Raw genomic sequence first — 24,702 nt, 5'->3', positions numbered from 1 at the left:
TTTTTGAAGGATAACACGTTTTTTATTATGCGTTTGTTTTTAGGAGAGAACGAGCGTCTTTTGCTGCCTGAACCATGTGCTCTAAAGCAGGTATAACTTCCTCAGTTCTTCGTGTTTTTAAACCACAGTCTGGATTAATCCAGAAATATTTAGGATCACATACTTGTAAAGATTGTTCTAAGATTGCGAACATTTCATCTTTACTTGGGACACGTGGGCTATGAATATCATATACACCTAGACCAATTCCTTTTTCATATGTTGTATGTTTTAATGTATTAATAAATTCTCCATGACTTCTTGATGTTTCGATAGAAATAACATCTGCATCTAATGCACGAATTGCATCTACAATATCTTCGAAGTTACTGTAACACATATGAGTATGAATTTGTGTTTCATTTTCTACAGAAGATGTTGCTAAAAGGAAGGATTGAACTGCCCATGTAATGTATGCATCCCAATCTTTTTCTTTTAACGGCATACCTTCACGAAGTGCAGGCTCATCGACTTGGATTACTCTAATTCCGGAAGATTCAAGTAATTCAATTTCATGACGAAGTGCTAATGCAATTTGATATGAAACTTCTTTTCTTGAAATATCATTTCGAACGAATGACCAATTTAAAATAGTGACAGGTCCAGTGAGCATACCTTTTACTACTTTCTCTGTTAAGCTTTGTGCATATACAGTTTCTTTAATAGTCATTCCACTTATAAAGGCAACATCACCATAAATAACAGGTGGTTTTACGCAGCGGGAACCGTATGATTGTACCCATCCGTTTTTAGTAAAGGAGAAACCAGCAAGTCTTTCGCCAAAATATTCAACCATGTCAGTTCTTTCGAATTCACCATGTACTAGTACATCAAGACCAATATCTTCTTGGTAACGAATCCACTTTGCAGTTTCTTGTTCAATGAATTGATTATATTGTTCATTTGTAATATCGCCGTTACGCCACTGTTTACGTGTTTGACGAACTTCAGATGTTTGCGGGAAGCTACCGATAGTTGTTGTTGGTAACAACGGTAATTGTAAAGCTACTTGCTGTAGTTCATATCGTTTTTCAAATGGAAGAGGACGTGAGAAATCATCTTCTTTAAGTGATGTACGTGCCACTTTTACATCTTCACGATTACGTGCAGCTGATGAGCGGATTGCATGATGTGCATTACGATATGTTGTCAAATCGCTACTTATGCTTTCTACACCTTTAGTAAGAGCAGAATGGATAAGGACTAGTTCTTCTAATTTTTGATTAGCAAATGCAAGTGCATCAAATAATTCAGTTGCTAAGTGCGTTTCTCCCGTTTTATCAATTGGAGTATGCAATAAGCTACAAGAAGGTTGAACAATGAAACCTTTTGCTGTGATTTGATTTTGTAATGTTGTAAATAAAGAAAGTACATCATCAAGATCAGCTCTCCAAATGTTACGGCCATCTATACAACCGATAGCTAAAATTTTATCAGCTGGGAATCCATATTTTGAAATAGCATTTACATTACCTTCTTTGCCATGAACAAAGTCTAATCCAATACCAGAAACAGGGAATGTAATGATTTCTTCATAGTTCTCTTCTACACTATCAAAATATGTTTGTAGAAGAAGATTAGCATTCGGAACTTCTTTATGAATAGCTTCGTAAAGTTCTTTCGCTTGATTAATTTCATCTTTTGTTAAAGATGCGAAGATTGGTTCGTCAACTTGAATAATTTGTGCTCCAGCTGCGTGTAATTCAGAGAATAATTGTACATAAGGTGCAACTAGCTCTTTTAAAATAGTGGCAAATTGCTCTTCGTTATAACCTTTTGCTAGTTTTAGGAATGTATAAGGTCCTAAAATAACTGGTTTTCCATCAACACCTAACTCTTTTTTCGCTTCTTCATATAAACGAAGAGGACGATTGTCTTTTAAAGAGATTTGTAATCCTTCTTCATATTCAGGAACAATGTAATGATAGTTTGTGTTAAACCATTTTGTCATTTCAGAAGCAACATGATCTTTAGAGCCGCGTGCCATTGCAAAATATACATCAAGGTAAGAGGTAAACTCTGAAAAACGTGACGGGATGAATCCTAACATGTAGGCCGTATCCAGAACGTGGTCATAATATGTAAAATCGCCAACTGGAATTAATTCAATTCCTTTTTCTTGCTGTACTTTGACGTGTTGAAGGCGAATTTCTTTCATTGTCGTTAAAAATTGTTCTTCATCAATTTTATTGGACCAAAAAGCTTCCAATGTTTTTTTCCACTCTCGTTGTAGTCCGATACGTGGATAACCTAAGTTACTTGTTTGAATTGCCATTTTAAATTCCTCCCTAATTGAAAGTAAGCATTTCCGTTTACTCGGAAATACCTATAACAAAAAGCATAAAGGCATAGAAAAATAAGCCTTCCTTTTTGTTTTTAACACCTCATCATCATCCGTGAGTCTATCAGTGTTGTTAAAACAGGCAGGTCTCCTGACTTATGCTTTATATAATTTCTTTCACCTTCCCGTTTTCACAGTGGCATAGAAAAGAAATCTCAGCATTTACAGTGGCGGGACCGTGTTGGAGTTTCACCAAGCTTCCCTTTTAAACACGAAACGAAATTTCCGTGTACCTATTTTCCTTTTGAAAGGAATTTAACAAGCGATATGATATTGAAACAAATTCTAACACAATTTTTTGAATTTTGTCCACTGTTTTAAAAAGAGAAAATTCTAAAGTTTTTTATTAATTATTATTTTAAATATTCTGATTTTTATAAGTGGAGAAAAGGTATGAGAATTGAAATAAATTGTGGTTAAGTTTCCGAAGAAGAGGGCTATCTTCTTCGGAAACTTAACCTTCATCAATATCAATTTCTGAAAGCCGTCCTGCCACTGCATCTGTAAGGAGGGTGTTTAACCATTGTAATTCAACGGTAATATGCTCAATAACGCTTTGTAAAATGTATAGTTGTGCACGTGGAATGTTCCCTTTGCTACAATCGTATATAGTTTGCATTTTATGTAAATATTGAACGGTATCATTTTTCTTTTTTTCTAAAATAGGAACTAACTCTCGATCATCACCAAAATGAGCAAAAGAGAGTGCGGAATAGATCGGTTTATATATTTGGTTTTTTGCTTCGAACTGTTTTAATAGTAACGTGTGAAATAGCCGTTTACCTTCTTCTGTTATATGAAAGATTGTTTTATCTGGTCTATTCGTATCTCGAACAATAGTTGTAATGCGAATTGCGCCTTGCTTTTCTAATTGCTCGAAGGCGTAGTACAGTGATCCTTTTGCATATTTAATATAATAATCCATGTGTCGTTCTTTCATAATGTGCTGCACTTCATATGGATGTTTATCTCCTTCGAGTAGCAAGCCGAGAATGACTAATTTCATACTCATGCTGTCTCAACTCCTGTATATAGAAACTTTATTCATATTATAAACGGCATATCCTTTTTCATAAAGGGATATGCCGTTTCTTTTTCTATACTAACTTACTTTCTTTTGTTTTTGTTTCGTTTTTGGTCCTGTGAAGAGGCGCTCATTTCCCATAAGTAAAATACAAATAATACTTAGTACGGCTGGAATAAGTGCCCAGAAGAACGTATTAGCAATAGATGTTGCAAGAGCCTCCTTAATTCCGCTCAGTACTTCAGGAGGTAGCTTTTCAGTAGCATTTGGTGATAATAAAAAGCTTGTGTCTCCACCTTTAGGAGCCATTTTTGCTAGTTCAGGAGGGAAGACTGCTTTTAATTTATCATTGAAAACATGATTTTGAATTGTACCGAAAATCGTTACACCAAGAGTCATACCGAGTGAACGGAAGAATGAATTTGTTGATGTAGCAGAACCGCGATCTCTCATTTCTAGTTTGTGAATAGATGCCATACTTAAAACTGAGAAGGAGAATCCAACTCCAAGTCCAGCAAGTACCATAAACATTGTTACGAGTGTACGAGGTGTTTCCATTGTTAAAGTACTTAGTAAATAAATACCAAGAACGAAGAAAACTCCAGATACTATCATGATGTTACGATAACTTGTTCGTGAAGCTAACTGTCCACCAGTTTGACTTCCAATTACAGATCCTACCATCATAGGTGTCAAAATTAATCCAGCATTTGAGGCTGAACCACCGAGAACACCTTGAACGAAGATTGGAATATAAACTGTACAGATGATAAAAGCTGCGCCATAGAAAAAGGCAACACCTTGGCTAGCTGCAAATAAAGGTTTTTTAAATAAATGGAAAGAAATAATAGGCTCGGTTGCGTTTTTTTCTACGAAGAAGAAAATAATAAGCATAATAATAACAGTTGAAAATAAACCAATAATCACATTAGAGTTCCATGCATATTCCTTACCACCAAGTTCTAGGGCAAACATTAAGCAAATGATACTAATGACAAGTGTAATGGCACCAGCCCAGTCAATTTTTTGTTTTCTATATTCTAGAGACTCGTTATAGTATTTAGTAATGAAGAAGAAGGAAATAAGTCCTAATGGAATATTAATATAGAAGACCCAGTGCCAACTTATATAATCTGTAATGTAAGCACCTAATAAAGGTCCGAAAACACTAGATGTTCCGAAAACAGCACCAAATAGTCCGGTCATTTTTCCGCGTTTTTCAGGCGGGAATATATCATACATAATTGTAAATGCGATAGGCATAAGAGCTCCGCCACCAATTCCTTGAATGGCTCTATAAATACTTAGTTGTTCAATACTTGATGCTGTCCCGCAAAGTGCAGAACCGAATAAGAAAAGAATTAGCCCGCCAATATAAAAACGTTTCCGCCCGTACATATCAGAAAGCTTACCGAATATAGGCATTCCGGCCATTGTTGCTACCATGTAGGCAGATGTGACCCAAACGAATTTGTCGAACCCTCCTAAGTCTCCGACAATCGTTGCCATCGCAGTTGCGACGATTGTGTTATCCATTGCTGCCATTAGAATACCAAGTAGTAAACCAGCAACAACAAATTTTGTTTTACTTGAATCTTTTTTTGAAAGTTGTGCTTCCAAATATAGCCCTCCTTTAATGAAAATTAAACTAACTTAAGTTTTTTAGTGCAATGCGTACAAACTTTATGTACAGTTTGTATCGTTCCCTCTTCATTTATAAAAAATTGCATTGACATGATATAAAGGATGGAAATCATAAATTATATTATAGTCAAATTTGACTAAAAGGTAAATGTTTTCTTAAGCCAAAGTATTTTATTATATTGACGAAAAGAGAGAGTAAGAATTTATTTTTTTATGTAGTTACGGAAGGAAATTGTAAAAAAATATTTAATTAAAGAATAACCTGTGTCAACCTATTAAAAATGGTTTTTTCTTTATATTGTCGAATAGGATAAAAGGAAAAGAAAAATTTAAAATGGTTTGTAACAAGCTCAATATTTTTTCTTAGTGTAGTTTATTGCATCGAGAGGCAGAATAAAGTTGTATAGATGATACATCTGGAATGAGGTGAATATATTATGAAAATATGGAAACGAATTTCGGATCAAGGAAGGTATTCTATACCGTTACAGCCGGTTTTGTGGATTGATGGTTCTAAAAAGGATACGGAAGCATCTAATGTAGCAGTCACATTGCAAATCCGTAGTATGTATAAAGAAAAATTTTCATATGAGATAATCTATGATGTTAATGACATACTAATTATTCGACTTGAAGTTGAAAACAAAGGTGTTGAAATGATTTCGCGAGTAGTTGTAAGTCATATGATTCGTGATTATTTCGCGTATATCCCAAACTCTTTAAAAGCAGATAAGGGAATAAGTGAGTTTTTATTTCAGCTTGTAAGGTGGCGAATCGATAATCTATCGCCGAGTGAAAGGGTAGAATTAATTTGTCAAATAAAAGCAAATAAAGATAAAGCTCCTCCCAATTCATTATTTCAGGCTACATATACATTTCAATATAAAGGAGTATCATATGGACCGCTACAAACAAATGAAGTGGTTGTCAGAAAATGATAAGAAAGAACCTGTGCGAAAGGTTCCTTCTTTAATGAAGATTGTGCTTCTTGAGTAATTTCTTTTGTTCCACTCCTTTTTTTCCAACATAGTTATTTTTGTATCCAAAATATAGAATGAATAGAAATGAAATAACATTTACTAGAGCGTCAATTTGATCGTTTGTAATGAAGTTTATTCCGAAAGAGTTAAATAGTAAGTTTAATGATAATAAAAAGCCAGCTAGTAAGCGCATAATATCTGATAGATTTTCTTTTTGAGGCATATAGGTCACTCCTTTCTAAAAACGATATATAGTATATATATGAAATAAAATAGAAAAGGTATACGAGCTTAAGTAGAAATGTACATGGAATATGTACATTTTTTATTTTGTAGAAAAACATTATTGTTATAGAAGCATATATTAGTATAGAAGGGAGGGAAAGTATGAAATATAAAGGGAAAATAAGTGGATTACTACTTGGGAATACAGTGGCAGTTACAGAATGGATTGCGCTGCAGGACGTAATTACAAAACTGGATTCGCGATCATTTTATACCGTCTTTATTATTTATATATTGCAAATGATACTAAGCTATTATTTTGGACATTGGTACGATAAAAGAGCGAATGCGCGTGTAAATATTGAAGTAGGAGGAATGACAAATAACGATTTTGTCGTTGATTTTTTTGGGAAAGTAGCTGCTTTATCAGAAAGAGATTCTCGTAATATTACAGTGTATATTCTTTCCGTAAAAGAATGGGATGTATTAAAAGACACAGTGCAAGAAAAAAAGTTAGATGAGCTAGTCCAAAGAGTAGAACGTACAATTGTAAAGACAGTTCGAAAAGGCGATGTAGTTACGAGGTGGGATGAAAATAAATATGTTATCGTAGCTGTTGATAATGGCTATGAAAAGTCAACAATAACAAATCGATTAATCAAAAATATTCAAAATGAAATAGCGAATGATTTATTAAGTGTCACACTATTATTTGGGGCTGCAAGTTATCCGATAGAAGGGAAAACTTTTGAAGATTTGTTTAGAAAGGCACAAAATCAATTGTATAATTATAGAAACTTGCAAAGTCATGAATGAAACTTTGATTTGAAGAAGTATGATATAAAGAATTTTTTGTAACATTTTTTTGTCTTTTGTTACAAGAAAACTTTTTTTTGTAACAAAAGTCTTTAAAAATATATGAAATCAGCATATAATTGTCTGTGGATGTGTCAATGCATTTTGCACAATGCGTTTCATTTTAAAAGTGTAGAGGAAAGCATGCTCTACACTTTTCCTTTTTAAGAAATTAAAAGAATCTTTGTAAGAGTTGCGAGGTCACCTTTGCACTATGTAAAATGGACAAAGAGGTTATTTGATAGAAAGTGAGAAAGGGAATGATAGACGTGAGAGGTCAACGATCATCTTTTATCAGGTGAAACATTATAGTGTTTCTTGCAGTAGGTAAGATTAAGGTAAATACCTTTATGTTTTAAGATATTACATAATTTCAAGTGCGAAAATTGTACAAGCAGTATAAATAATTATTGATGATCTTCGTAAAAAAGATGCGAGCGTGAAATAGATAAAGAAGTTACATGTTTTTCATGGAATTTTTGGCACGATGATCGTTTATTAATAGGAGGAAAAGATGTTGAAATATAATAAATTAGCAATTGTAACTGCATTATCAATGACTTTACTAGCTGGTTGTTTCGGCCCAAAACCAGAAGAGGAGCTATATGTTGCATTTGAAAATGCTGCCAAGCAAGAAAAAACAATGTTTGAAGATGCGAAAAAATTAGAGTCATTAGAGAAAGAGGGGCAAGTATTATATAATCAAATTGTCCAAGAAGGAAAAGATAATAATCAGGCTGTTAAGGATAAGCTTGATCAAGCGGTGAAAAATACAGCTGAACGAGAAAAGGTTCTTATTAAAGAAAAAGAGGCGTTAAATAAAGCGCAAGAAGAAGTGAAGTCAGCTGATAAGCATGTGAAGAAAATTGAAGATAATAAATTAAAAGACCAGGCGGATAAAGTAAAGAGTACTTATGAGAAACGACATGATTCATTCCAAAAGATGTACGATAGCTATAATAAATCTTTAAAGCAAGAAAAAGAATTATATACAATGCTACAAGATAAAGGTACAAAATTAAAAGATATTAGCGAGAAAGTAAAGTTAGTAAACCAAGCATATAAAGATATTGAGACAGAAAAAGATAAGTTTAATGAATATACGAAATCATATAATACAGAAAAAGTTGCATTCTATAAACAAGCGAATATTAAAATTAAGGAAGATAAAAAATAAAACAGTTTGGCCTAATATGGGCCAAACTGTTTTATTTTTTTGTATAGGTACGGCTATACCATGGAACTGCTTCGCTTAATTTTTTTTCTTGTTTTAATGCTTCAGGACCAATATAATCTTGAAGTGTTTTTTTTGCTATTGTTAAAGATAAGGTTGTTTTCGGATTTCGATAGGAGGATTCAAGGTGACCAAGATGCGGTAGGGTGCGAAAATCATCTTTCGTAGGAGGGATATGGAAAAAATAATCACCTAAACGTATAAGAACATCGGATTGTTGCTGACTAAAACGTGGATTTCTAGAAAAATGTAATCCTTCTTTGATAGCCTTTTTTTCAGTAATTAAGCGTTCTAAAGCAGTCTTTTTTAACCAATATAAGTACTTAGGGTTAGTTGCAGCTTTAGCATGACGATTCACAACGAAAATAGATTGAGCTAGTCTATTAATAGAATGTTGATTATGTAATTGAGATTGGGGTTGTGAAGGTTTCATATTGAATCTCCTTTCAAGTTTTCCTTATTATAGCATAATAAAATGGGTTTTTATTATATGCAAAAAGTAATTGTATATATTTTCAATATTAAAGCAATATTGTTATAAAAAACAACTATTTTGTATAATAGTGATAGAATATGTTTCAGAAATTTGATAATGAAAGAGTGAGAAGTTTGAAAGAAATACTAAAACTACAATATGCCATTATAGACATTGGTTCTAATACAATGCGTTTAGTTATTTATGAAAAACAAAGCGGGGGTTTTTATAAAGAGATTGAAAATACGAAAGTGGTCGCTAGGTTAAGAAATTATTTAGTAAATGGTGTATTAAGTGAAGAAGGAATAGAAGTATTATTACAAACATTATTTCAATTTCAAGAAAGTACACGATTCCATAAGTTACATCATGTACTTTGCGTTGCAACGGCAACAATTAGACAGGCTGAGAATCAAGATGAAATTAAAAAACTTGTTGAAGGGCAAACAGATTTTACTCTTAGAGTTTTATCAGAATATGAAGAAGCACGTTACGGTTACTTAGCAGTTATGAATTCCACTTCATTTTCAGAAGGAATTACAGTTGATATTGGTGGGGGGAGTACAGAAGTTACATACTTTCGAAATAGAGAAATTTTAGAATATCATAGCTTTCCTTTTGGAGCACTTTCTTTAAAGCAACAATTTATTCAAGGTGATATTCCTACTACAGAAGAGTTAGAGGAAATAAAAAACTATTTATGGTATCAATTTCGAACGCTACCATGGTTAATCGATAAAGAATTACCCCTTATCGCAATTGGGGGGAGTGCGAGGAATATGGTGAAAATCCATCAAAATTTAATTTGTTATCCTATAGCTGGATTACATTTATACAAAATGAAAGAAGAAGATATTAAACATGTAAAAGAGGAATTAAAAGAATTGTCGTTCATAGAGCTTCAAAAGATGGAGGGGTTAGCAAAAGATCGAGCAGATACAATTATTTCAGCAGTTGAAGTCTTTCATATGCTTGTTAACGTTATAGAGGCACCGGCATTTATATTGAGTAAAAAAGGATTAAGAGAAGGTGTTTTTTATGAAGAATTAACGAAAGATTTGGGGATTTCGTACTATCCGAACGTAGTAGAAGAAAGTTTATATTTATTATCATATGAATACGAAATGGATATGGAATTTGTAATTCAACTTATTAAACAAGGAACATTGATTTGTAAACAACTTGAAGGAGTAGGACTTATTTCTATGTCGGAAAAAGACTGGGAAATATTCCATCAAGCGGCGAAAGTATTTAATATAGGGAAGTACATTGATGAAGAAGCGAGCCGCCTACATACGTTTTATTTACTAGCGAATAAAACAATTGATGGCATGATGCATAAAGATCGAGTTAGATTAGCACTTATTGCTTCATACAAATCAAAAATGTTATTTAAACAACATTTAGCCCCATTTGAAGGATGGTTTGATAAAAGTGAACAAAAAAAAATCCGGTTATTAGGAGCTGTTTTGCAATTTTCAGCCGCTTTAAATGTGAGACAAAGAGCGCTTGTTGAAACGATATCTATAACAGAAAGTAAAGAAGGATTAACATTTAGAATTGTATGTGAGCAATCGGCATTAGCGGAAAAAGTGCAAGCTGAAAAACAAAAAAAGCAGCTAGAAAGAGTATTGAAAACGAATATTAACTTATTATTCGAATCAGAATGTTAAGTTGTACGGATGTCTTTACGAAAAATTAACACTTTGGAATATTATAATTTGATAAAATAAAAGTAACTAAATTATAGTGAAAAAGTTTCAAAGGGAAGTGTGAAGAGAATGGAATTGCTAAAGGGGAATTTAGTAAATTTAAATGATACAGCGTATTATAATAACCGCGAGTTGAGCTGGTTAGCTTTTAATGAACGTGTACTACAAGAAGCGCAAGATGAAAATAATCCACTTTTAGAAAGATTAAAGTTTATTAGTATTTTCAGTTCAAATTTAGATGAATTTTTTATGGTGCGCGTAGCAGGTTTGAAAGATCAAGTAAGTGCTGGATTTAATCAGCCAGAAAATAAAGCAGGTTTAACACCGAAGAAACAATTAAATAAGATTGCGATAAAAGCTCATGACTTAATGACTGTACAGTATGATACGTTTAAAGGTTACGTATTGCCAGCGCTTGAACTAGAGGGGATTGAGCGTCTAACATTCCATGATTTGACGAAAGAGCAGAGGGAATTTATCGAAGAGTATTTTGATGAACAAATCTTTCCAGTGTTAACTCCTGTAGCTATTGATGCGTATCGTCCATTTCCTATGTTATTAAATAAAAGCTTGAATTTAGCTACTATTTTATACGATGAGAAGCAGGCAGAGGAAGAAAATCGCACGAAGTTAGGAATTGTCCAAGTGCCTTCTTTACTGGAGCGTTTCATATTTTTACCGAGTGAAGGGCAAAAACATAAATTTATTTTATTAGAAGATGTAATTAGTGGTTTTACTCATAAATTATTCACAGGATATAACGTATCACCTGTTACTCGTTTCCGTATTACACGTAATGCGGATTTAACAATCCATGAAGAAGGTGCACGCGATTTATTAAAAGTAATTGAAAAAGAATTGAAAAAGCGTAAGTGGGGAGCTGCCGTTCGTTTAGAAGTTGGTAAAGAACACATTGATGAAAGAGTGTTAGCGTTATTGTATGAGGTGTTGGAAGTAAAAGATGAAGATGTGTACATGATGGATGGACCGTTAGATTTAACATGTTTATTCTCCTTATATAAAAAATTAGCGCCTTTATATGAACATCTAGTATATCCGGCTCTTATTCCTCAACCTCCTCAAGATTTAGGTGATGAGGAAGATGTATTTGAAAAAGCGATAGAACATGATATTTTATTACACCATCCCTTTGAGTCGTTTCAGCCAGTCGTTGATTTTGTCCGTGATGCGGCAGATGACTCGAATGTACTTGCAATCAAACAAACATTATATCGTGTAAGTGGAGATTCTCCAATAATTCAGGCGTTGAAGGTAGCAGCTGAAAAAGGAAAACAAGTGACGGTATTGGTTGAGTTAAAGGCGAGGTTTGATGAAGAGAATAATGTTAATTGGGCTAAAGAATTGGAACAGGCCGGATGTCACGTTATTTACGGAGTAAGTCACTTGAAAACGCATAGTAAAATTACGTTAGTTGTAAGAAGAAGAAACGGAAAAATTGAAAGGTTTGTACATCTTGGAACCGGAAATTATAATGATGCAACAGCGAAGTTGTATACCGATTTTGGATATATTACATCGCGAAAAGACTTTGGTGTAGATGCAACAAATTTCTTTAATTATTTGAGTGGTTATACAAAAAAACCGCATTTTCATCATTTATCTGTTGCCCCGTTTGATATAAGAGAGCAGTTTATGGAGTTAATAGATGAGGAAATTCGTTACCATAGACAATATGGAAATGGATATATTATCGCTAAGATGAATTCGTTAACAGATAAACCGTTAATAAAAAAAATGTATGAAGCATCGCAAGCTGGGGTAAGGATAGAGCTCATCGTTAGAGGGACATGTTGTTTAAGACCTGGTATTCCAAATGTAAGTGAAAATATTCGTGTAGTTAGTGTTGTGGGAAGATATTTAGAACATAGCCGTATTTATTATTTCCATCATAATGGAGATGAAAAAATATATTTATCTTCAGCTGATTTGATGACGCGAAATATGGAAAAACGAGTAGAAATATCCTTCCCGATTTTAGATATTGAAATGAAAGCGAGAATAAAGGCAATTTTACAGCTAATTTTAGCCGATAATGTGAAAACACGTGAACAAAATAAAGATGGTGACTATTATTATATAATTAATAGTAGTATAGAAGAAATTGATAGCCAAGTGAATTTATTTAAGATGGCGTACCAAAATACAGATGCTGAATAATAGAGAAAAAGTAAAAACCTCTTAATCGAAATTAAGAGGTTTTTATTTTTTTCTCTACTCATTCTTCCATTTATGGAAGAATGAGTAGAGAGAATAGTTTTTTATTATAGGCGTGTGATAAATCGGTTCGTTGATAGAAAAACATTAGAAGAATCGTTGTTTTAAATTAATAATAGTATGGTTGTTGACAAGGCCCTCCGTAACAAGGAAAGGGTGCTGGTGGTGGGAAAGGCGGTGGATAAGGCGGGTAAAACGGTCTAGGGCCGAAAGCTAATGCTCCACCGAGTAACCCTCCAGCAATTCCAGCTAGAAATGGAACACCGAAAAATGGAAGGAAGCGTGAGTCGCCTGCTGGGCCAATAGGTGCTGAACGAACTGGGATCGGTTGATAATATGGATACATGAACAAACCTCCTTTACTGGACTCATTTTTATCATATGGTGGAACAAGTGTGGATGAGCGCGTACAAGAAAGGATATGTAAGAAAATAGGCGAATTGTTACGGATGTTGTAGGATGAAGAGTGTAATTTCAGGTTTTGACATAAAGCGGAATGGGACACGTGTTCTTCCAATACCTCGATTGACATAGAGAGTCAAACCTTGAATGTTATAGAAACCTTCAATATATTCTTTTGCAAGCGATGGGGTAATAATAGCACCTAAAAAAGGAATTTGTACTTGTCCGCCATGGCTATGACCAGAAAGTTGAAGATTGATTGGATAGGTAGCGATTTGTGGCGCGATATCTGGTTCGTGAACGAGAACAATTGTATAAATGTTTTGTTTTGCATGTTGTAAAGTTTCCGCTATTTTTGGTTTACCTAGTAGCATATCATCGAGCCCGAAAATAGAAATTTCACTATTATCCAGTAAACGAATTCGTTTTTCGCTATTTTGCAAAAGTTCAAATCCAGATTCGCGCATGATGTGATCATAGTATTCAGTTCCATATCCACCATGGTCGTGGTTACCATAAATAGAAAATTTACCGAAGGGTGCCTGTATATTCTTTAAAATGGATGCAACAAAAGGAGCCTCGGTATATGTTTGGTAATTATCAATGAGATCACCAGTAAAAAGGACAATATCTGGCTTTTCAGCATTAATCTTGGAAACGATTTGAGATAAATGTTGGAGAGAGAAATAGTATCCTAGATGTAAATCGCTAAATTGAAGGATTTTCATACCATGAAAACCTTTTGGTATGAGCTGTGATTTAAGTGTGTGTTGCGTAAAAGAAAGCAAATAGGGCTCTATATATTTAGCATAATAATAGCCGATGCTAGCGGTTATAAATGAATATAGACAAGTGCGTATTCCAGATTTTAAAAAATTTCTTCTTGTAATTTTCTTCATATACAGGTTACTCGAATCTCCCTTCAGTTTTTTGGAAATATATTTTAAACATTAAAAAAGTAGTATAGATTACGAAAAAATGAACGAAAAGAAACCCCTTTACGTTAAAATATCAGAAAAATTGAAAAATATAAAGATTTCTATCAAATAAAGTGATAAAATGAATGTGTATTCATTTTTTGGAGGGGATGTATGTGAAAGAGAAGGTAGTTATTATAACAGGTGGATCAAGTGGAATGGGAAAAGGGATGGCGACTCGTTTTGCGAAAGAAGGGGCACGAGTTGTTATTACAGGGCGTACAAAAGAAAAGCTAGAAGAAGCAAAGTTAGAAATTGAACAGTTTCCAGGGCAAGTATTATCTGTACAAATGGATGTACGAAATACTGATGATATTCAAAAAATGATTGAACATATTGATGAGAAGTTTGGACGAATTGATATTTTAATAAATAATGCAGCCGGAAACTTTATTTGTCCAGCAGAGGACTTATCTGTGAATGGCTGGAATTCGGTAATTAATATTGTATTAAATGGTACATTTTATTGCAGCCAGGCTGTTGGTAAATATTGGATTGAAAAAGGTATAAAAGGAAATATTATTAACATGGTGGCAACATATGCATGGGATGCAGGCCCAGGGGTTATCCATTCGGCAGCAGCTAAAGCTGGTGTATTAGCAATGACAAAAACTCTTGCTGTTGAGTGGGGACGTAAATATGGGATACGAGTTAACGCTATCGCACCAGGACCAATTGAACGTACAGGTGGTGCCGATAAATTATGGATTTCAGAAGAAATGGCTAAGCGTACAATACAAAGTGTCCCACTTGGTAGGCTGGGGACACCAGAAGAAATTGCGGGTCTAGCTTATTATTTATGTTCAGATGAAGCTGCATACATAAATGGAACTTGTATGACAATGGATGGTGGCCAGCATTTGCACCAATATCCATTTTAAAAGGGATGGAAAATGAATGATTTATTATTTTTTCTTTGGTGAAATGTGACGAAGTTGTGACATGTGAGAGAAATGTGTTTACAAAGGGGAATATATACGTTATATTTAAGACCTCTTTTTTCTTCATAGTAGAATTGCTAATTCCCCTTAGCATTTTACCCCTCTAATCCCTTCAGGAAAACTGAAGGGATTTTTTATTATTTTTCCGTAAATATCGTGTTATAATTTTTGAAAAGTAAAGGGAGGGAAGTACGTTGATAGATGCATTAGATGTAATGAGTAACTTGGATAAAGTCCTTCCTTATTATCAAGCTATTTTTAGTGCTGATGAGCATACAGTAATTGGATATGAAGTTGTAGGACGTATTCAAACAGAAGAGGGCATGCAAAGTTTAGCATCTTTCTTCCATGATGATTCTATTCCGAGTGAGTTCCAACTTGAAGCGGATAACATCATTGTAGAAAAAGCGTTAAATAGGTATTTAGAAACGGATCAAAAATTATTATTATTTATACATCGGAATGCTAATGTATTAATGAATGATGAAGATGAAAGTTTACTTCAACTTTTGCTGATGTATGAAGAACAAGGTTTGAACTTACAACGCATTGTTCTAGAAATAACAGAACATGAATGTAAAGAAGATATAGAACAATTTAATCATTTACTGATGTATTATCGTACATATGGTATTCAAATTTCGATTAATAAAGTCGGAACGGGTACAAGTAATTTAGAGCGTATTAGCGTGTTAGCACCAGATATTTTAAAAGTCGATTTAACAAATTTAAGGCAAACTGCACTTTTACAATCTTATCAAGATATTTTATATTCCTTATCTTTACTTGCTAGAAGAATTGGTGCGACATTGTTATATGAAGAAATTGATGCTTTTTATCAACTACAATATGCTTGGAAAAACGGTGGTAGATATTATCAAGGTAATTATTTGAAAGAATGTTTACCTGATTTTATTGAAACGAATGTTTTAAAAGAGCGACTTGGTAATGAATGTCATCAATTTATTCTGCATGAGAAGAAGAAGTTGCAAAAAATTTATAATTTAACAGAGATGTTACGTGATCGAATTGGTGATGTTCTGTCAAAACAAAAAAAGAATGAAGATATAAATGATTGGTTATTACAATTTAGCCAAAGCATATCACAATATAGTTTTCGGATATTTATTTGTAATGAAGATGGTTTCCAACAATCTGGTAATATTATGAAAAAAGATGGTGAATGGATCATTATGCCAGAGTATTATATGAAGAACTGGAGTTGGCGCCCGTATTTTCTAGAAAATATAATGAAAATGCGTTTTGAGAATAAGGCAAGACTTTCAGATTTATATGCTGATATCGAAACTGGTGAAATGGTACGAACATTTTCATTCCCAATTGATGATGAAAACTTTTTATTTATAGATTTATCGTATGAATATTTATATGAGGAAGATGTTTTATTTTAATGCGCGAAGAGATTCGTGCATTTTTTTGTTTGTTTTTATCATAAATTGGTAATAGTGAAAATGATGATGAAAATGCTGTCTATCGTTGTAAAGATTTTACGAACGAAATCATCCCTTTCTTTGCATAATCATTGTTACAATGAATACTACAAAGACAAGCTCTTTTAAAAGGAAGGTGAAAAAATGAAGAAATATGGAATATGGTTTGTTCTATTTATATGTGTTGCCTTTCTAGTTGGCTATAGTGTCACAACTGTTTTAGGAAAAGAAGAAGTGAAAGTGGATCGGAAAGAAGTGTTTACAACGATACAAAAAGGTTATGAGACGCAATTTTCAATTCGCGGGAAGCAAATATCTATGAATAAGATGATAGAGACGTTATCACCATATTTTACAAATAATTTCCTTCAAGTTTTTACAGATGAAAACAGTAGAAATGAAAAACAAAGTGGTGAATATTTACTTCCAGCAAAAGAAGCTCCGTTTTCCTTTAATTCAGAAACAAAAATGTCTTATGATGAGGAACATAAAAATTTATATGTCTACGAGCGGGCAAAGAGTGGACAATATCAAATTGTGACATTGCAAAAGGATAATGGAAAATGGAAACTAGCAGGGTATCATGAAAGTCAGGAACTGTTGACTGAAATAAAAAGGTTACAACAATTATGAGAATAGGGATAGGTGTCCCCTATTCCTATTCTATACCGAGTAGCTGTTGTAATTTTTCAATTTGAAAACCTGCGACAACTTCTCCGTCAATTACAACTGTTGGAGTTGAATAGGACTCATAGTCATATAAAAGACGATTGCGTGCAGCAGCGTCTTTTTTTACGTCAAATTCTTCATATACAACGTTATTATGTTTTAAAAATTCTTTCACAATGGTACAAGGCGGACAATCAGGTTGTGTATAAACCTCAATTTTTTTCATTGTAATTCCTCCCTTTTTCTGTTTTTTATTATATTCTGCCAGTATAAAAAGCGCAATAAAGAAGTAAAAAGATGCTCTTTCATCTTTTTACTTCGTATTTCGACAAATTTTAGTTGAGTTTCTGGCCAAGAACCTTTATCCTAGATTGTGGAACGTTTTTTCTGTTATGACGGATAGAATGAGTATAGCTGTAAAACCTATTGGTAGGAAGATCAGAGAAAGGAGAGATTTCATGTCTCTACTCCAAGGAATTTTAACTCGACTTGTTAGTCTACAAGAACAAGCTGAAAGCGGTGAAGTAGCACAACGCTATTTTGAAGTGAACGGTGAGCGCAAATGTAGCGTGAAATTTTTCGATAAAAGTGAAATGTATGAATTAGAAGTGTATCAACAAGGTGAAAAACCTCAAGTGTATCAATTCGATAACATCGATATGGTTGCAATTGAGATTTATGATATCATTAATTGATACATATAAAAAAGGTACTGCCAAATGGCGGTACCTTTTTTAGTTATATTAATTAATGGGCTATACAGGTAGTAGAAGTTGCAATTTAAGGCGCGATTAAATAAAAGGTTTTTTACAAATGTATATGTATATGTATAGGAATTTTTTATTTTTCCTACAATGATAGTAAATAGTAATAGGAGGTGCAAAGGATGGAACGCTTACCGATTGTTATTTGTCCTAATTGTCACAGTCATGCTGAAATTAATCATGTATTAACCGCCCAGTCTAATCAAAATGTAATATATACATGTAAGTTTTGTAATTATGTAATTCGAAATATTGAAACGAATAAAGGGTAGTAAGTTATAATTTTTGTTTTTGTCCCATACAATGAGAATACGAAAAGTCTGTCTAATTGAAAGGACGTGACTATGTGGACGGTGAGCATACATTTTATAATGTTTCAGAGAGACATTTGAATTTTGATATGGTATTTAACCGTATTTGTAGTTTCATTGAAAAGGATCCACGAAATTTATATCGATTATCTATTGGGACAGACTCACAAGCGCATCAAAAGGATACGAGGTTTATTACAGCGATACATATTCATCGGGTTGGAAAAGGAGCATGGGGATGTTTGCATCATAAATCAGTGAAAAATAAGCCAGCAACGTTGCGAGAGAAAATATATTTAGAAACACAGTTTAGTCAAGAAATCGCCTATTTATTTACTCCCAATCATATACAAACAATATGGGATTTATTGCACCCATACGCTCAAGATGGAGCAGGATTCATAATGGAAATTCATTTAGATATCGGGAATGATGGTTTAACAAAAGAATTTATTTTAGATATGACGATGAAAATTCAAGCAATGGGATTAACAGCAAAAATTAAACCAGATGCTTATGCGGCATTTAGTTATGCGAACAGATATACGAAATAATGTGAAATGATGTCTATATATTCGCAGTCGTTAAGTGTTTTCAAAAAAAACCGAATATTACATCTATTGAATAAGTTGAAAATCTTATATAATGAGAGTGATGATGTGAGTGCAAGGAGAGGAGCATATGGAAAAGGAATTTGTTTTAACAAGAGAAGAAGAAAATTTATTGTTGGATATTCTGTTTCAGCAAAATTACGCAAGCGAAATTTTAGCGGTAGAGCTTACAGACATTGAGAATGGTTTAAAACAGACAGATGTGACGCAATATAAAAAAATTACAAGATTGTTTTACCGATTAAAAAATAAAGGGTATTAAGCGCTACCGGAATGGTAGTCTTTTTTTTATGTTGTATGCTAAAATAGCTGTGTATCTTTATTTTTATTAGAAGAATGTTAGGACAAAATAATAATATGAAAACGCTATCATAAAATGTGAGTAGGATTGGAGAATATAAGCAAGGGAAATGGGGGATGTAACATGATTAGTATTCCGAAAGATGAGTTTCAACAAATTCTTGTGAAGGATTTAATGATTTCATCAGAAAAAGTAGCACATGTCCAAATAGGGAATGGTTTAGAACATGCTTTACTCGTTCTTGTGAAATCTGGATATTCGGCGATTCCTGTTTTAGACCCTATGTATAAATTACATGGGTTAATTAGTACTGCTATGATTTTAGATGGTATTTTAGGATTAGATCACATTGAGTTTGAAAGACTTGAGAATATGAAAGTGGAACAAGTGATGAAGGAAGAGATTCCAGTTCTTATGTTAGAAGATTCTTTTGCAAAAGCTTTAGAAATGACAATTGATCATCCTTTTATTTGCGCTGTCAATGAAGAAGGTTACTTCGAGGGTATTTTAACACGTCGGGCTATTTTAAAATTATTGAATAAAAAAGTGAGACAGCATAATCGATAACGTAGGGAAAGTGACTTCACTGAAAAGGCGAAGTCACTTTTTTTCGTGCATATCAGTTGTGTATGTATTATATTTAAAAAGACATAAAGCATAAGAAAAGTTTGAACTAACAAACCGTTCTAATGTATAAAAGTATGCAATTAAATTAAGGATGAAATGCTTATTAAAATTAGGTGTATGGAAGCTAAGGAAAGAGGGAGAAAGTTGCAAATTGATGATTTTCAAATGATGGTTGTGTTAGCTCAGGAATCAAATATGAGAAAAGCGGCGGAACGTTTATTTGTTTCCCAACCTGCGCTTAGTCAACGATTACAATCTATGGAGAAACAATGGGGAATGAAATTTTTTATTCGTTCACAAAAAGGATTAACAATTACACCCGAAGGGGAAAAAGTTGCAAATTATGCAAAAGAAATGTTACAACGGGAAGAGGATATTAAAAGTGAACTGGCTCTTTTTAGAACGGAAACATACGGTACGTTAAAAATAGCTGTTGCATCAGTCATTGGGCAATATTGGCTTCCACCTGTTTTGAAAAAATTTGTGCATAAGTATCCTTCTGTGAAGATAGCTCTGTTTACTGGCTGGAGTAGTGAAGTGCAAAAGCAATTTTATGAAGGAGACGTTCATGTTGCTATACTGAGAGGATCACAAGAATACAAAGGGCAGAAACAACAATTATTTGAAGATGAATTATATTTAGTTGATAAAGAAATAAAAGATATTTCGATGTTAAAAGAGACAAATAGACCATTTATTCAATTTAAAAGTGATTCGACCTACTATGGACAAATACAAAATTGGTGGTATGGATTATTTTCAAATCCACCTAAGCGAACGATTGTAGTTGACCAAATTGAAACGTGCAAACAGCTTGTTTTAAATGGAATAGGTTACGCTCTTTTACCTTCGACTGTTTTAAAAGAAGTGCAGGAAAATATGTATAAAACACCTGTTCAATTAACGAGAGAAACATGGTTATTGACGAGTGACTCGGCAAGGCAGTTGAAGCAAGTACAAGCATTTTTAGAAATTATAGAAGAAATTCAAATGGAAAAATAAGATTATTGTCTTGCTACTCGCTCTATCGTTTGGTAGAGTAACATTATAAATGGATTTAGGAGGCAACAAGAATGAAAATGATGGACGCTAACGAAATTATTTCGTTTATTCAAAACAGTGAAAAGAAAACTCCTGTAAAGGTATACATAAAAGGGGATTTAAAAGAAGTAACATTCCCTGAAACGGTACAAGCATTTGTAAATAAAAAATCTGGTGTATTATTCGGAGAATGGTCTGAAATTAAGACAATTCTTGATGAAAATAACAAGCACATTGTTGACTATGTAGTTGAGAACGACCGTCGTAATTCTGCAATTCCAATGCTTGATTTAAAAGGTATTAAAGCTCGTATTGAGCCAGGCGCGATTATTCGTGACCATGTAGAAATTGGTGACAACGCTGTTATCATGATGAATGCAACAATTAACATCGGTGCTGTAATTGGTGAAGGTACTATGATCGACATGAACGCAGTGCTTGGTGGACGTGCAACAGTTGGCAAAAACTGTCACGTAGGTGCAGGTGCTGTACTTGCCGGTGTTATTGAGCCACCTTCTGCAAAACCAGTTATCGTTGAAGATGATGTTGTAATTGGTGCAAATGTAGTTGTTCTAGAAGGCGTTACAGTAGGTAAAGGTGCAGTTGTAGCAGCAGGAGCTGTTGTAACAGAAGATGTGCCTCCATATACAGTTGTTGCGGGAACTCCGGCACGTGTAATTAAAGAAATTGATGAGAAGACAAAAGCAAAAACTGAAATCAAACAAGAGCTTCGTCAATTAAACCCAGAGAAATAAAAAACAAAAAGCGTAAGAGCATGAATGTGCTCTTGCGCTTTTTATAGATAGAGGTGCAAAAATGACAGTAAGCAAATTTGTCCAAGTTCGTAGAGATTTACATAAAATTCCGGAAATCGGATTTAAAGAGTGGAAAACACAACAGTATATTTTAGATTATATAGGAACGCTTCCTAACGAATATTTGGAAGTGAGAACATGGAAAACAGGTGTAGTTGTTAAAGTAAATGGGAAAAATCCTGAAAAAATAATAGGTTATCGTGCAGATATAGACGGTCTACCTATTACAGAGGAAACTGGATATGAATTCTCTTCTGTCCATGAAGGAATGATGCATGCATGTGGACATGATTTGCATGCAACAATCGGTTTAGGCCTTCTAACAGCGGCTGTAAGCGAAAGAATAGATGATGATATTGTATTTATATTCCAACCAGCTGAAGAAGGTCCAGGTGGTGCACTTCCTATGTTAGAAAGTGATGAGTTAAAAGAATGGAAGCCTAATATGATTCTTGGACTTCATATTGCGCCTGAATACTCTGTGGGAACAATTGCGACAAAAGAAGGTTTATTATTTGCGAATACATCAGAGTTATACGTTGATTTAAAAGGAAAAGGTGGACATGCTGCATATCCGCATACAGCAAATGATATGATTGTTGCAGCGAGTCATCTCGTTACACAACTTCAATCAGTTATTAGTCGTAATGTGAATCCTCTTGACAGTGCGGTAATTACAATTGGGAAAATTACAGGTGGTACAGTTCAAAACATTATCGCAGAAAAGTCTCGTTTAGAAGGAACAATCCGAACGCTATCAGTGGAATCAATGAAACGTGTTAAAAGCCGAATTGAGGCAATTGTTGCGGGAATAGAAGCTTCCTTTCAATGTGAAGCTGTTATTGACTACGGAGCGATGTATCATCAAGTGTATAACCATGAAGAGTTAACGAGAGAGTTTATGCAATTTACACGTGAACAAACGAATATGGACGTAATTACATGTACGGAGGCAATGACAGGTGAAGACTTCGGTTATATGCTTCGAGAGATACCTGGATTTATGTTTTGGCTTGGAGTAAATTCAGAATATGGTTTACATCATGCGAAATTAAAACCAGACGAAGAGGTTATTGAGAAAGCGATTGTATTTTTAAATCAATATGTGAAGTGGAAGGGAAATAGAAAGTGAACTTACTCGCTAATTGTGCAACAGTTTAGAGTGGGGATTTTTTAGTTCCGAGACGAAAACATCTTTTGTATTTGTTAGTGTTAGACATCTTCATACAAATGAGTAGAGTTAAATTTGACGTCTTAATAATGAGCAGGGGTTTTTAGCCACTGCTCATTATTAATTAGTACTAATAGGTAAGATAATTATTTAACTACCTTATACAGGTTTACTTTTAGTATGAAAAGTGTGTAAAATCAATGTGATACATAGAAAAAAGGGTGGGGAATTACGTGCAAATTAGCAGTGCGATTTTATGTTTCGTCTTATATGCATATGTTATTATTGCGGCGGTTTATTTTGGGATAAGTTTTTACGCCTATCGTTTAGCAAATAATAGTGAATATGAAGAAACATACAAATGGGTGAAAAGATATTTGTCACCTGTACTAGAAATTATGAATGGATTTGTTCTTTTTTTATTTATTGGATTAATTGCTTTCTCAACGAGTTTAGTGGGGAATAAGACTACGTTATTTGTACTAGGTATCATTATTTTTATGTTATTAGGAATTCGGATTGGTAATACGGTGTTTTGGAACGAAAGAAAAATAGATGGTTGGACAGGGATGTTTATTCCATGTATGTTAGCTGCAATTGTGACGAATATAGAGCATGAATATTATCAATTACATTTTTGGCTTATCATTGTTTTAACAATCCTCTCTGTTTTGTATATAAGTACTGTCGTGCTAACATACATCGCAAATGAAAAAGGAGATGCAAAAGGTGCGCGCTTCTTTAGAGGGCGTGCATTATTATGGAGTGTGCCGACGATGGCAGTTATAGGAATTATTGCGATATTAGTAAATGGATATCAATTTACTAATTGGCAATTGTTTTTAGAAACTTGGTGGATCTTCATTGTTTCGCTTGTAGCTTTTTTAGGCGCAACACATTATTTATTCCATCAACATCATTACATATGGGCACTGTTATTCGCATTTACACAACTTTTATTTGCTTTTTTCGGACAAGAAACGCTATTGTTCGTTTTTGAAACATTTAGTTCATTTGGAAATATATTTGTATTTGGTATGTTAATTTTCGGTATCGCGTTTTATTTACAACAGTATTTTTATATGCAAAAACAAAAATAAGAAGTATATACAGGTTTTTGTAGCGAATTTAAAGTATGTTACAATAAAAGTACATAGTACTTGATGTTATTGGAGGAATTCCTGTGGGCGAAAAAGAGAAAGAATTTGCTGTTATTGGGCTTGGCCGTTTTGGTGGAAGTATTTGCCGTGAATTAGCTCAATTAGGTATGGAAGTAATGGCAATTGACTCAGATGAGGATAAAATTAATGAGTTTGCAAATATAGCTTCGCATGCTGTAATTGCAGATTCAACAGATGAGATGGTATTAAAAAGTCTTGGTATTCGTAATTTTGATCATGTAGTCGTTGCTATTGGAGATAATTTGAATTCAAGTATTTTAACAACGTTAATTTTGAAAGAATTAGGTGTGAAAAATATTACTGTAAAAGCTCAAAATGACTATCATGAAAAAGTGTTAAGTAAAATAGGGGCAGATCATATTGTGCATCCAGAACGAGATATGGGAAAAAGGATTGCTAATAATATCGCATCAAGTAATGTGTTAGATTACCTAGAGCTTTCAGATGAGCATAGTATTGTAGAGATTATCGCAAATAAAAAAATTGATGGGCACTCTTTAATTGAATTAGATATTCGTGCGAAGTTTGGTTTGAACATTGTAGCAATTAAACGTGGGAAAGAAGTTATCGTATCTCCTCGAGCTACAGAAAACATTCAGGCGGGAGATATATTAATTGTAATTGGTCATGACGATGAAGTAGATCGTTTTAAGCATTTTTTAAGATAAGAGAAAAG

General features: G+C 33.6%; 26 protein-coding genes and 1 riboswitch. Of the genes, 18 read left to right on the top strand and 8 right to left on the bottom strand.

Features of this window, described 5'->3' with window-relative positions:
- Nucleotides 1-25: 25 nt before the first annotated feature.
- From metE to NSQ47_RS13525, 3 genes are all read right to left on the bottom strand, one after another.
- Nucleotides 26-2,314, bottom strand: a complete 2,289-nt coding sequence (metE, locus tag NSQ47_RS13535) for a 5-methyltetrahydropteroyltriglutamate--homocysteine S-methyltransferase (RefSeq protein ID WP_002111534.1) — start codon at nucleotides 2,312-2,314, stop codon at nucleotides 26-28.
- Nucleotides 2,315-2,444: 130 nt separating this feature from the next.
- Nucleotides 2,445-2,632: riboswitch (cobalamin riboswitch) on the bottom strand.
- A 202-nt stretch (nucleotides 2,633-2,834) separates the two neighbouring features.
- Nucleotides 2,835-3,392, bottom strand: coding sequence for a PadR family transcriptional regulator (locus NSQ47_RS13530; protein ID WP_088079298.1), 558 nt, complete (start codon nucleotides 3,390-3,392; stop codon nucleotides 2,835-2,837).
- Nucleotides 3,393-3,482: 90 nt separating this feature from the next.
- Entirely contained in the window at nucleotides 3,483-5,024 is a 1,542-nt protein-coding gene (locus NSQ47_RS13525) for an MDR family MFS transporter (protein WP_341037140.1), read from the bottom strand.
- A gap of 461 nt (nucleotides 5,025-5,485) precedes the next feature.
- On the opposite strand from NSQ47_RS13525, the gene NSQ47_RS13520 reads away from it, so the two are divergent.
- Entirely contained in the window at nucleotides 5,486-5,986 is a 501-nt protein-coding gene (locus NSQ47_RS13520) for a hypothetical protein (RefSeq protein ID WP_002160663.1), read from the top strand.
- Between the two features lie 31 nt (nucleotides 5,987-6,017).
- On the opposite strand, the gene NSQ47_RS13515 is transcribed toward NSQ47_RS13520, so the two are convergent.
- Nucleotides 6,018-6,251 (bottom strand): phage holin, encoded by a 234-nt coding sequence (locus tag NSQ47_RS13515; protein WP_002160664.1) that lies wholly within the window; start codon nucleotides 6,249-6,251, stop codon nucleotides 6,018-6,020.
- A gap of 164 nt (nucleotides 6,252-6,415) precedes the next feature.
- Here NSQ47_RS13515 and NSQ47_RS13510 point away from each other — a divergent pair, with 164 nt between their 5' ends.
- Nucleotides 6,416-7,069 (top strand): diguanylate cyclase domain-containing protein, encoded by a 654-nt coding sequence (locus NSQ47_RS13510; protein ID WP_078172896.1) that lies wholly within the window; start codon nucleotides 6,416-6,418, stop codon nucleotides 7,067-7,069.
- A gap of 553 nt (nucleotides 7,070-7,622) precedes the next feature.
- Complete coding sequence (locus tag NSQ47_RS13505) at nucleotides 7,623-8,285, top strand: YkyA family protein (protein WP_002066948.1); 663 nt, start codon at nucleotides 7,623-7,625, stop codon at nucleotides 8,283-8,285.
- Between the two features lie 31 nt (nucleotides 8,286-8,316).
- Here NSQ47_RS13505 and NSQ47_RS13500 read toward each other — a convergent pair whose 3' ends face one another.
- The gene (locus tag NSQ47_RS13500; RefSeq protein ID WP_002066920.1) at nucleotides 8,317-8,775 is read right to left on the bottom strand and encodes a YkyB family protein; all 459 of its coding nucleotides are present in this window, start codon (nucleotides 8,773-8,775) and stop codon (nucleotides 8,317-8,319) included.
- A gap of 140 nt (nucleotides 8,776-8,915) precedes the next feature.
- Between NSQ47_RS13500 and NSQ47_RS13495 the strand changes: the two genes are divergently transcribed.
- A complete protein-coding gene (locus NSQ47_RS13495) occupies nucleotides 8,916-10,490 on the top strand; it encodes a Ppx/GppA family phosphatase (protein ID WP_341037137.1) in 1,575 nt (524 codons plus the stop codon).
- Between the two features lie 108 nt (nucleotides 10,491-10,598).
- On the top strand, nucleotides 10,599-12,707 hold the full coding sequence (locus NSQ47_RS13490; RefSeq protein WP_002160668.1) for a polyphosphate kinase: 2,109 nt from the start codon (nucleotides 10,599-10,601) through the stop codon (nucleotides 12,705-12,707).
- A gap of 166 nt (nucleotides 12,708-12,873) precedes the next feature.
- Here NSQ47_RS13490 and NSQ47_RS13485 read toward each other — a convergent pair whose 3' ends face one another.
- Both NSQ47_RS13485 and NSQ47_RS13480 read right to left on the bottom strand, forming a co-directional pair.
- Nucleotides 12,874-13,110, bottom strand: a complete 237-nt coding sequence (locus NSQ47_RS13485; protein WP_002199486.1) for a hypothetical protein — start codon at nucleotides 13,108-13,110, stop codon at nucleotides 12,874-12,876.
- Nucleotides 13,111-13,207: 97 nt separating this feature from the next.
- Entirely contained in the window at nucleotides 13,208-14,065 is an 858-nt protein-coding gene (locus tag NSQ47_RS13480; RefSeq protein WP_204208361.1) for a metallophosphoesterase, read from the bottom strand.
- A gap of 194 nt (nucleotides 14,066-14,259) precedes the next feature.
- On the opposite strand from NSQ47_RS13480, the gene fadH reads away from it, so the two are divergent.
- From fadH to NSQ47_RS13465, 3 genes are all read left to right on the top strand, one after another.
- On the top strand, nucleotides 14,260-15,024 hold the full coding sequence (gene fadH, locus NSQ47_RS13475) for a 2,4-dienoyl-CoA reductase (RefSeq protein ID WP_002145986.1): 765 nt from the start codon (nucleotides 14,260-14,262) through the stop codon (nucleotides 15,022-15,024).
- 254 nt (nucleotides 15,025-15,278) lie between these two features.
- Entirely contained in the window at nucleotides 15,279-16,496 is a 1,218-nt protein-coding gene (locus NSQ47_RS13470) for an EAL domain-containing protein (RefSeq protein ID WP_078181367.1), read from the top strand.
- Nucleotides 16,497-16,679: 183 nt separating this feature from the next.
- Nucleotides 16,680-17,168, top strand: a complete 489-nt coding sequence (locus tag NSQ47_RS13465; RefSeq protein ID WP_002111512.1) for a DUF3993 domain-containing protein — start codon at nucleotides 16,680-16,682, stop codon at nucleotides 17,166-17,168.
- Between the two features lie 25 nt (nucleotides 17,169-17,193).
- Here the strand turns inward: NSQ47_RS13465 and NSQ47_RS13460 are convergent, their stop codons facing one another.
- A complete protein-coding gene (locus tag NSQ47_RS13460) occupies nucleotides 17,194-17,430 on the bottom strand; it encodes a glutaredoxin family protein (RefSeq protein ID WP_002111510.1) in 237 nt (78 codons plus the stop codon).
- A gap of 232 nt (nucleotides 17,431-17,662) precedes the next feature.
- Here NSQ47_RS13460 and NSQ47_RS13455 point away from each other — a divergent pair, with 232 nt between their 5' ends.
- The 10 genes from NSQ47_RS13455 to NSQ47_RS13410 all read left to right on the top strand — a co-directional run bounded on the left by NSQ47_RS13455 (nucleotide 17,663) and on the right by NSQ47_RS13410 (nucleotide 24,694).
- Nucleotides 17,663-17,899, top strand: a complete 237-nt coding sequence (locus NSQ47_RS13455; RefSeq protein ID WP_002111509.1) for a YkuJ family protein — start codon at nucleotides 17,663-17,665, stop codon at nucleotides 17,897-17,899.
- A 191-nt stretch (nucleotides 17,900-18,090) separates the two neighbouring features.
- Nucleotides 18,091-18,240 (top strand): hypothetical protein, encoded by a 150-nt coding sequence (locus NSQ47_RS13450; protein ID WP_002160670.1) that lies wholly within the window; start codon nucleotides 18,091-18,093, stop codon nucleotides 18,238-18,240.
- A gap of 74 nt (nucleotides 18,241-18,314) precedes the next feature.
- Entirely contained in the window at nucleotides 18,315-18,833 is a 519-nt protein-coding gene (locus NSQ47_RS13445; protein ID WP_002111508.1) for a ribonuclease H-like YkuK family protein, read from the top strand.
- Between the two features lie 127 nt (nucleotides 18,834-18,960).
- Nucleotides 18,961-19,152: an antirepressor AbbA gene (gene abbA, locus NSQ47_RS13440; protein WP_002145987.1), complete on the top strand. Its 192-nt coding sequence runs from the start codon at nucleotides 18,961-18,963 to the stop codon at nucleotides 19,150-19,152.
- A gap of 162 nt (nucleotides 19,153-19,314) precedes the next feature.
- On the top strand, nucleotides 19,315-19,758 hold the full coding sequence (cbpB, locus tag NSQ47_RS13435) for a cyclic-di-AMP-binding protein CbpB (RefSeq protein ID WP_002145988.1): 444 nt from the start codon (nucleotides 19,315-19,317) through the stop codon (nucleotides 19,756-19,758).
- Nucleotides 19,759-19,935: 177 nt separating this feature from the next.
- The gene (locus NSQ47_RS13430) at nucleotides 19,936-20,820 is read left to right on the top strand and encodes a LysR family transcriptional regulator (protein ID WP_033710806.1); all 885 of its coding nucleotides are present in this window, start codon (nucleotides 19,936-19,938) and stop codon (nucleotides 20,818-20,820) included.
- Nucleotides 20,821-20,891: 71 nt separating this feature from the next.
- Nucleotides 20,892-21,614 (top strand): 2,3,4,5-tetrahydropyridine-2,6-dicarboxylate N-acetyltransferase, encoded by a 723-nt coding sequence (dapD, locus tag NSQ47_RS13425; RefSeq protein WP_002014841.1) that lies wholly within the window; start codon nucleotides 20,892-20,894, stop codon nucleotides 21,612-21,614.
- A 61-nt stretch (nucleotides 21,615-21,675) separates the two neighbouring features.
- Complete coding sequence (locus NSQ47_RS13420) at nucleotides 21,676-22,806, top strand: N-acetyldiaminopimelate deacetylase (RefSeq protein ID WP_088079295.1); 1,131 nt, start codon at nucleotides 21,676-21,678, stop codon at nucleotides 22,804-22,806.
- Between the two features lie 272 nt (nucleotides 22,807-23,078).
- Nucleotides 23,079-23,945: a hypothetical protein gene (locus NSQ47_RS13415; protein ID WP_002160672.1), complete on the top strand. Its 867-nt coding sequence runs from the start codon at nucleotides 23,079-23,081 to the stop codon at nucleotides 23,943-23,945.
- Nucleotides 23,946-24,028: 83 nt separating this feature from the next.
- Nucleotides 24,029-24,694: a potassium channel family protein gene (locus tag NSQ47_RS13410; protein WP_000504032.1), complete on the top strand. Its 666-nt coding sequence runs from the start codon at nucleotides 24,029-24,031 to the stop codon at nucleotides 24,692-24,694.
- The last annotated feature ends 8 nt before the right edge of the window (nucleotides 24,695-24,702 follow it).

The sequence above is a fragment of the Bacillus sp. FSL R10-2780 genome, from assembly GCF_038006125.1.
In the GTDB taxonomy this organism is placed as follows: Bacteria; Bacillota; Bacilli; order Bacillales; family Bacillaceae_G; genus Bacillus_A; species Bacillus_A cereus_U.
The sequence above is the reverse complement of the archived record's forward strand: the minus strand, read 5'-3'. Positions and strand labels throughout refer to the sequence as shown.

What these genes read in the sequence shown, in the direction of transcription:
- NSQ47_RS13510 (WP_078172896.1), top strand. Translation starts at nt 6,416, where the DNA reads ATGAAATATAAAGGGAAAATAAGTGGATTACTACTTGGGAATACAGTG.
- cbpB (WP_002145988.1), top strand. Translation starts at nt 19,315, where the DNA reads ATGATTAGTATTCCGAAAGATGAGTTTCAACAAATTCTTGTGAAGGAT.
- NSQ47_RS13460 (WP_002111510.1), bottom strand. Translation starts at nt 17,430, where the DNA reads ATGAAAAAAATTGAGGTTTATACACAACCTGATTGTCCGCCTTGTACC.
- NSQ47_RS13455 (WP_002111509.1), top strand. Translation starts at nt 17,663, where the DNA reads ATGTCTCTACTCCAAGGAATTTTAACTCGACTTGTTAGTCTACAAGAA.
- NSQ47_RS13505 (WP_002066948.1), top strand. Translation starts at nt 7,623, where the DNA reads ATGTTGAAATATAATAAATTAGCAATTGTAACTGCATTATCAATGACT.
- NSQ47_RS13480 (WP_204208361.1), bottom strand. Translation starts at nt 14,065, where the DNA reads ATGAAGAAAATTACAAGAAGAAATTTTTTAAAATCTGGAATACGCACT.
- NSQ47_RS13500 (WP_002066920.1), bottom strand. Translation starts at nt 8,775, where the DNA reads ATGAAACCTTCACAACCCCAATCTCAATTACATAATCAACATTCTATT.
- NSQ47_RS13515 (WP_002160664.1), bottom strand. Translation starts at nt 6,251, where the DNA reads ATGCCTCAAAAAGAAAATCTATCAGATATTATGCGCTTACTAGCTGGC.
- NSQ47_RS13450 (WP_002160670.1), top strand. Translation starts at nt 18,091, where the DNA reads ATGGAACGCTTACCGATTGTTATTTGTCCTAATTGTCACAGTCATGCT.
- NSQ47_RS13465 (WP_002111512.1), top strand. Translation starts at nt 16,680, where the DNA reads ATGAAGAAATATGGAATATGGTTTGTTCTATTTATATGTGTTGCCTTT.
- NSQ47_RS13430 (WP_033710806.1), top strand. Translation starts at nt 19,936, where the DNA reads ATGGAAGCTAAGGAAAGAGGGAGAAAGTTGCAAATTGATGATTTTCAA.
- abbA (WP_002145987.1), top strand. Translation starts at nt 18,961, where the DNA reads ATGGAAAAGGAATTTGTTTTAACAAGAGAAGAAGAAAATTTATTGTTG.
- metE (WP_002111534.1), bottom strand. Translation starts at nt 2,314, where the DNA reads ATGGCAATTCAAACAAGTAACTTAGGTTATCCACGTATCGGACTACAA.
- dapD (WP_002014841.1), top strand. Translation starts at nt 20,892, where the DNA reads ATGAAAATGATGGACGCTAACGAAATTATTTCGTTTATTCAAAACAGT.
- NSQ47_RS13420 (WP_088079295.1), top strand. Translation starts at nt 21,676, where the DNA reads ATGACAGTAAGCAAATTTGTCCAAGTTCGTAGAGATTTACATAAAATT.
- NSQ47_RS13495 (WP_341037137.1), top strand. Translation starts at nt 8,916, where the DNA reads ATGTTTCAGAAATTTGATAATGAAAGAGTGAGAAGTTTGAAAGAAATA.
- NSQ47_RS13485 (WP_002199486.1), bottom strand. Translation starts at nt 13,110, where the DNA reads ATGTATCCATATTATCAACCGATCCCAGTTCGTTCAGCACCTATTGGC.
- NSQ47_RS13520 (WP_002160663.1), top strand. Translation starts at nt 5,486, where the DNA reads ATGAAAATATGGAAACGAATTTCGGATCAAGGAAGGTATTCTATACCG.
- NSQ47_RS13530 (WP_088079298.1), bottom strand. Translation starts at nt 3,392, where the DNA reads ATGAGTATGAAATTAGTCATTCTCGGCTTGCTACTCGAAGGAGATAAA.
- NSQ47_RS13490 (WP_002160668.1), top strand. Translation starts at nt 10,599, where the DNA reads ATGGAATTGCTAAAGGGGAATTTAGTAAATTTAAATGATACAGCGTAT.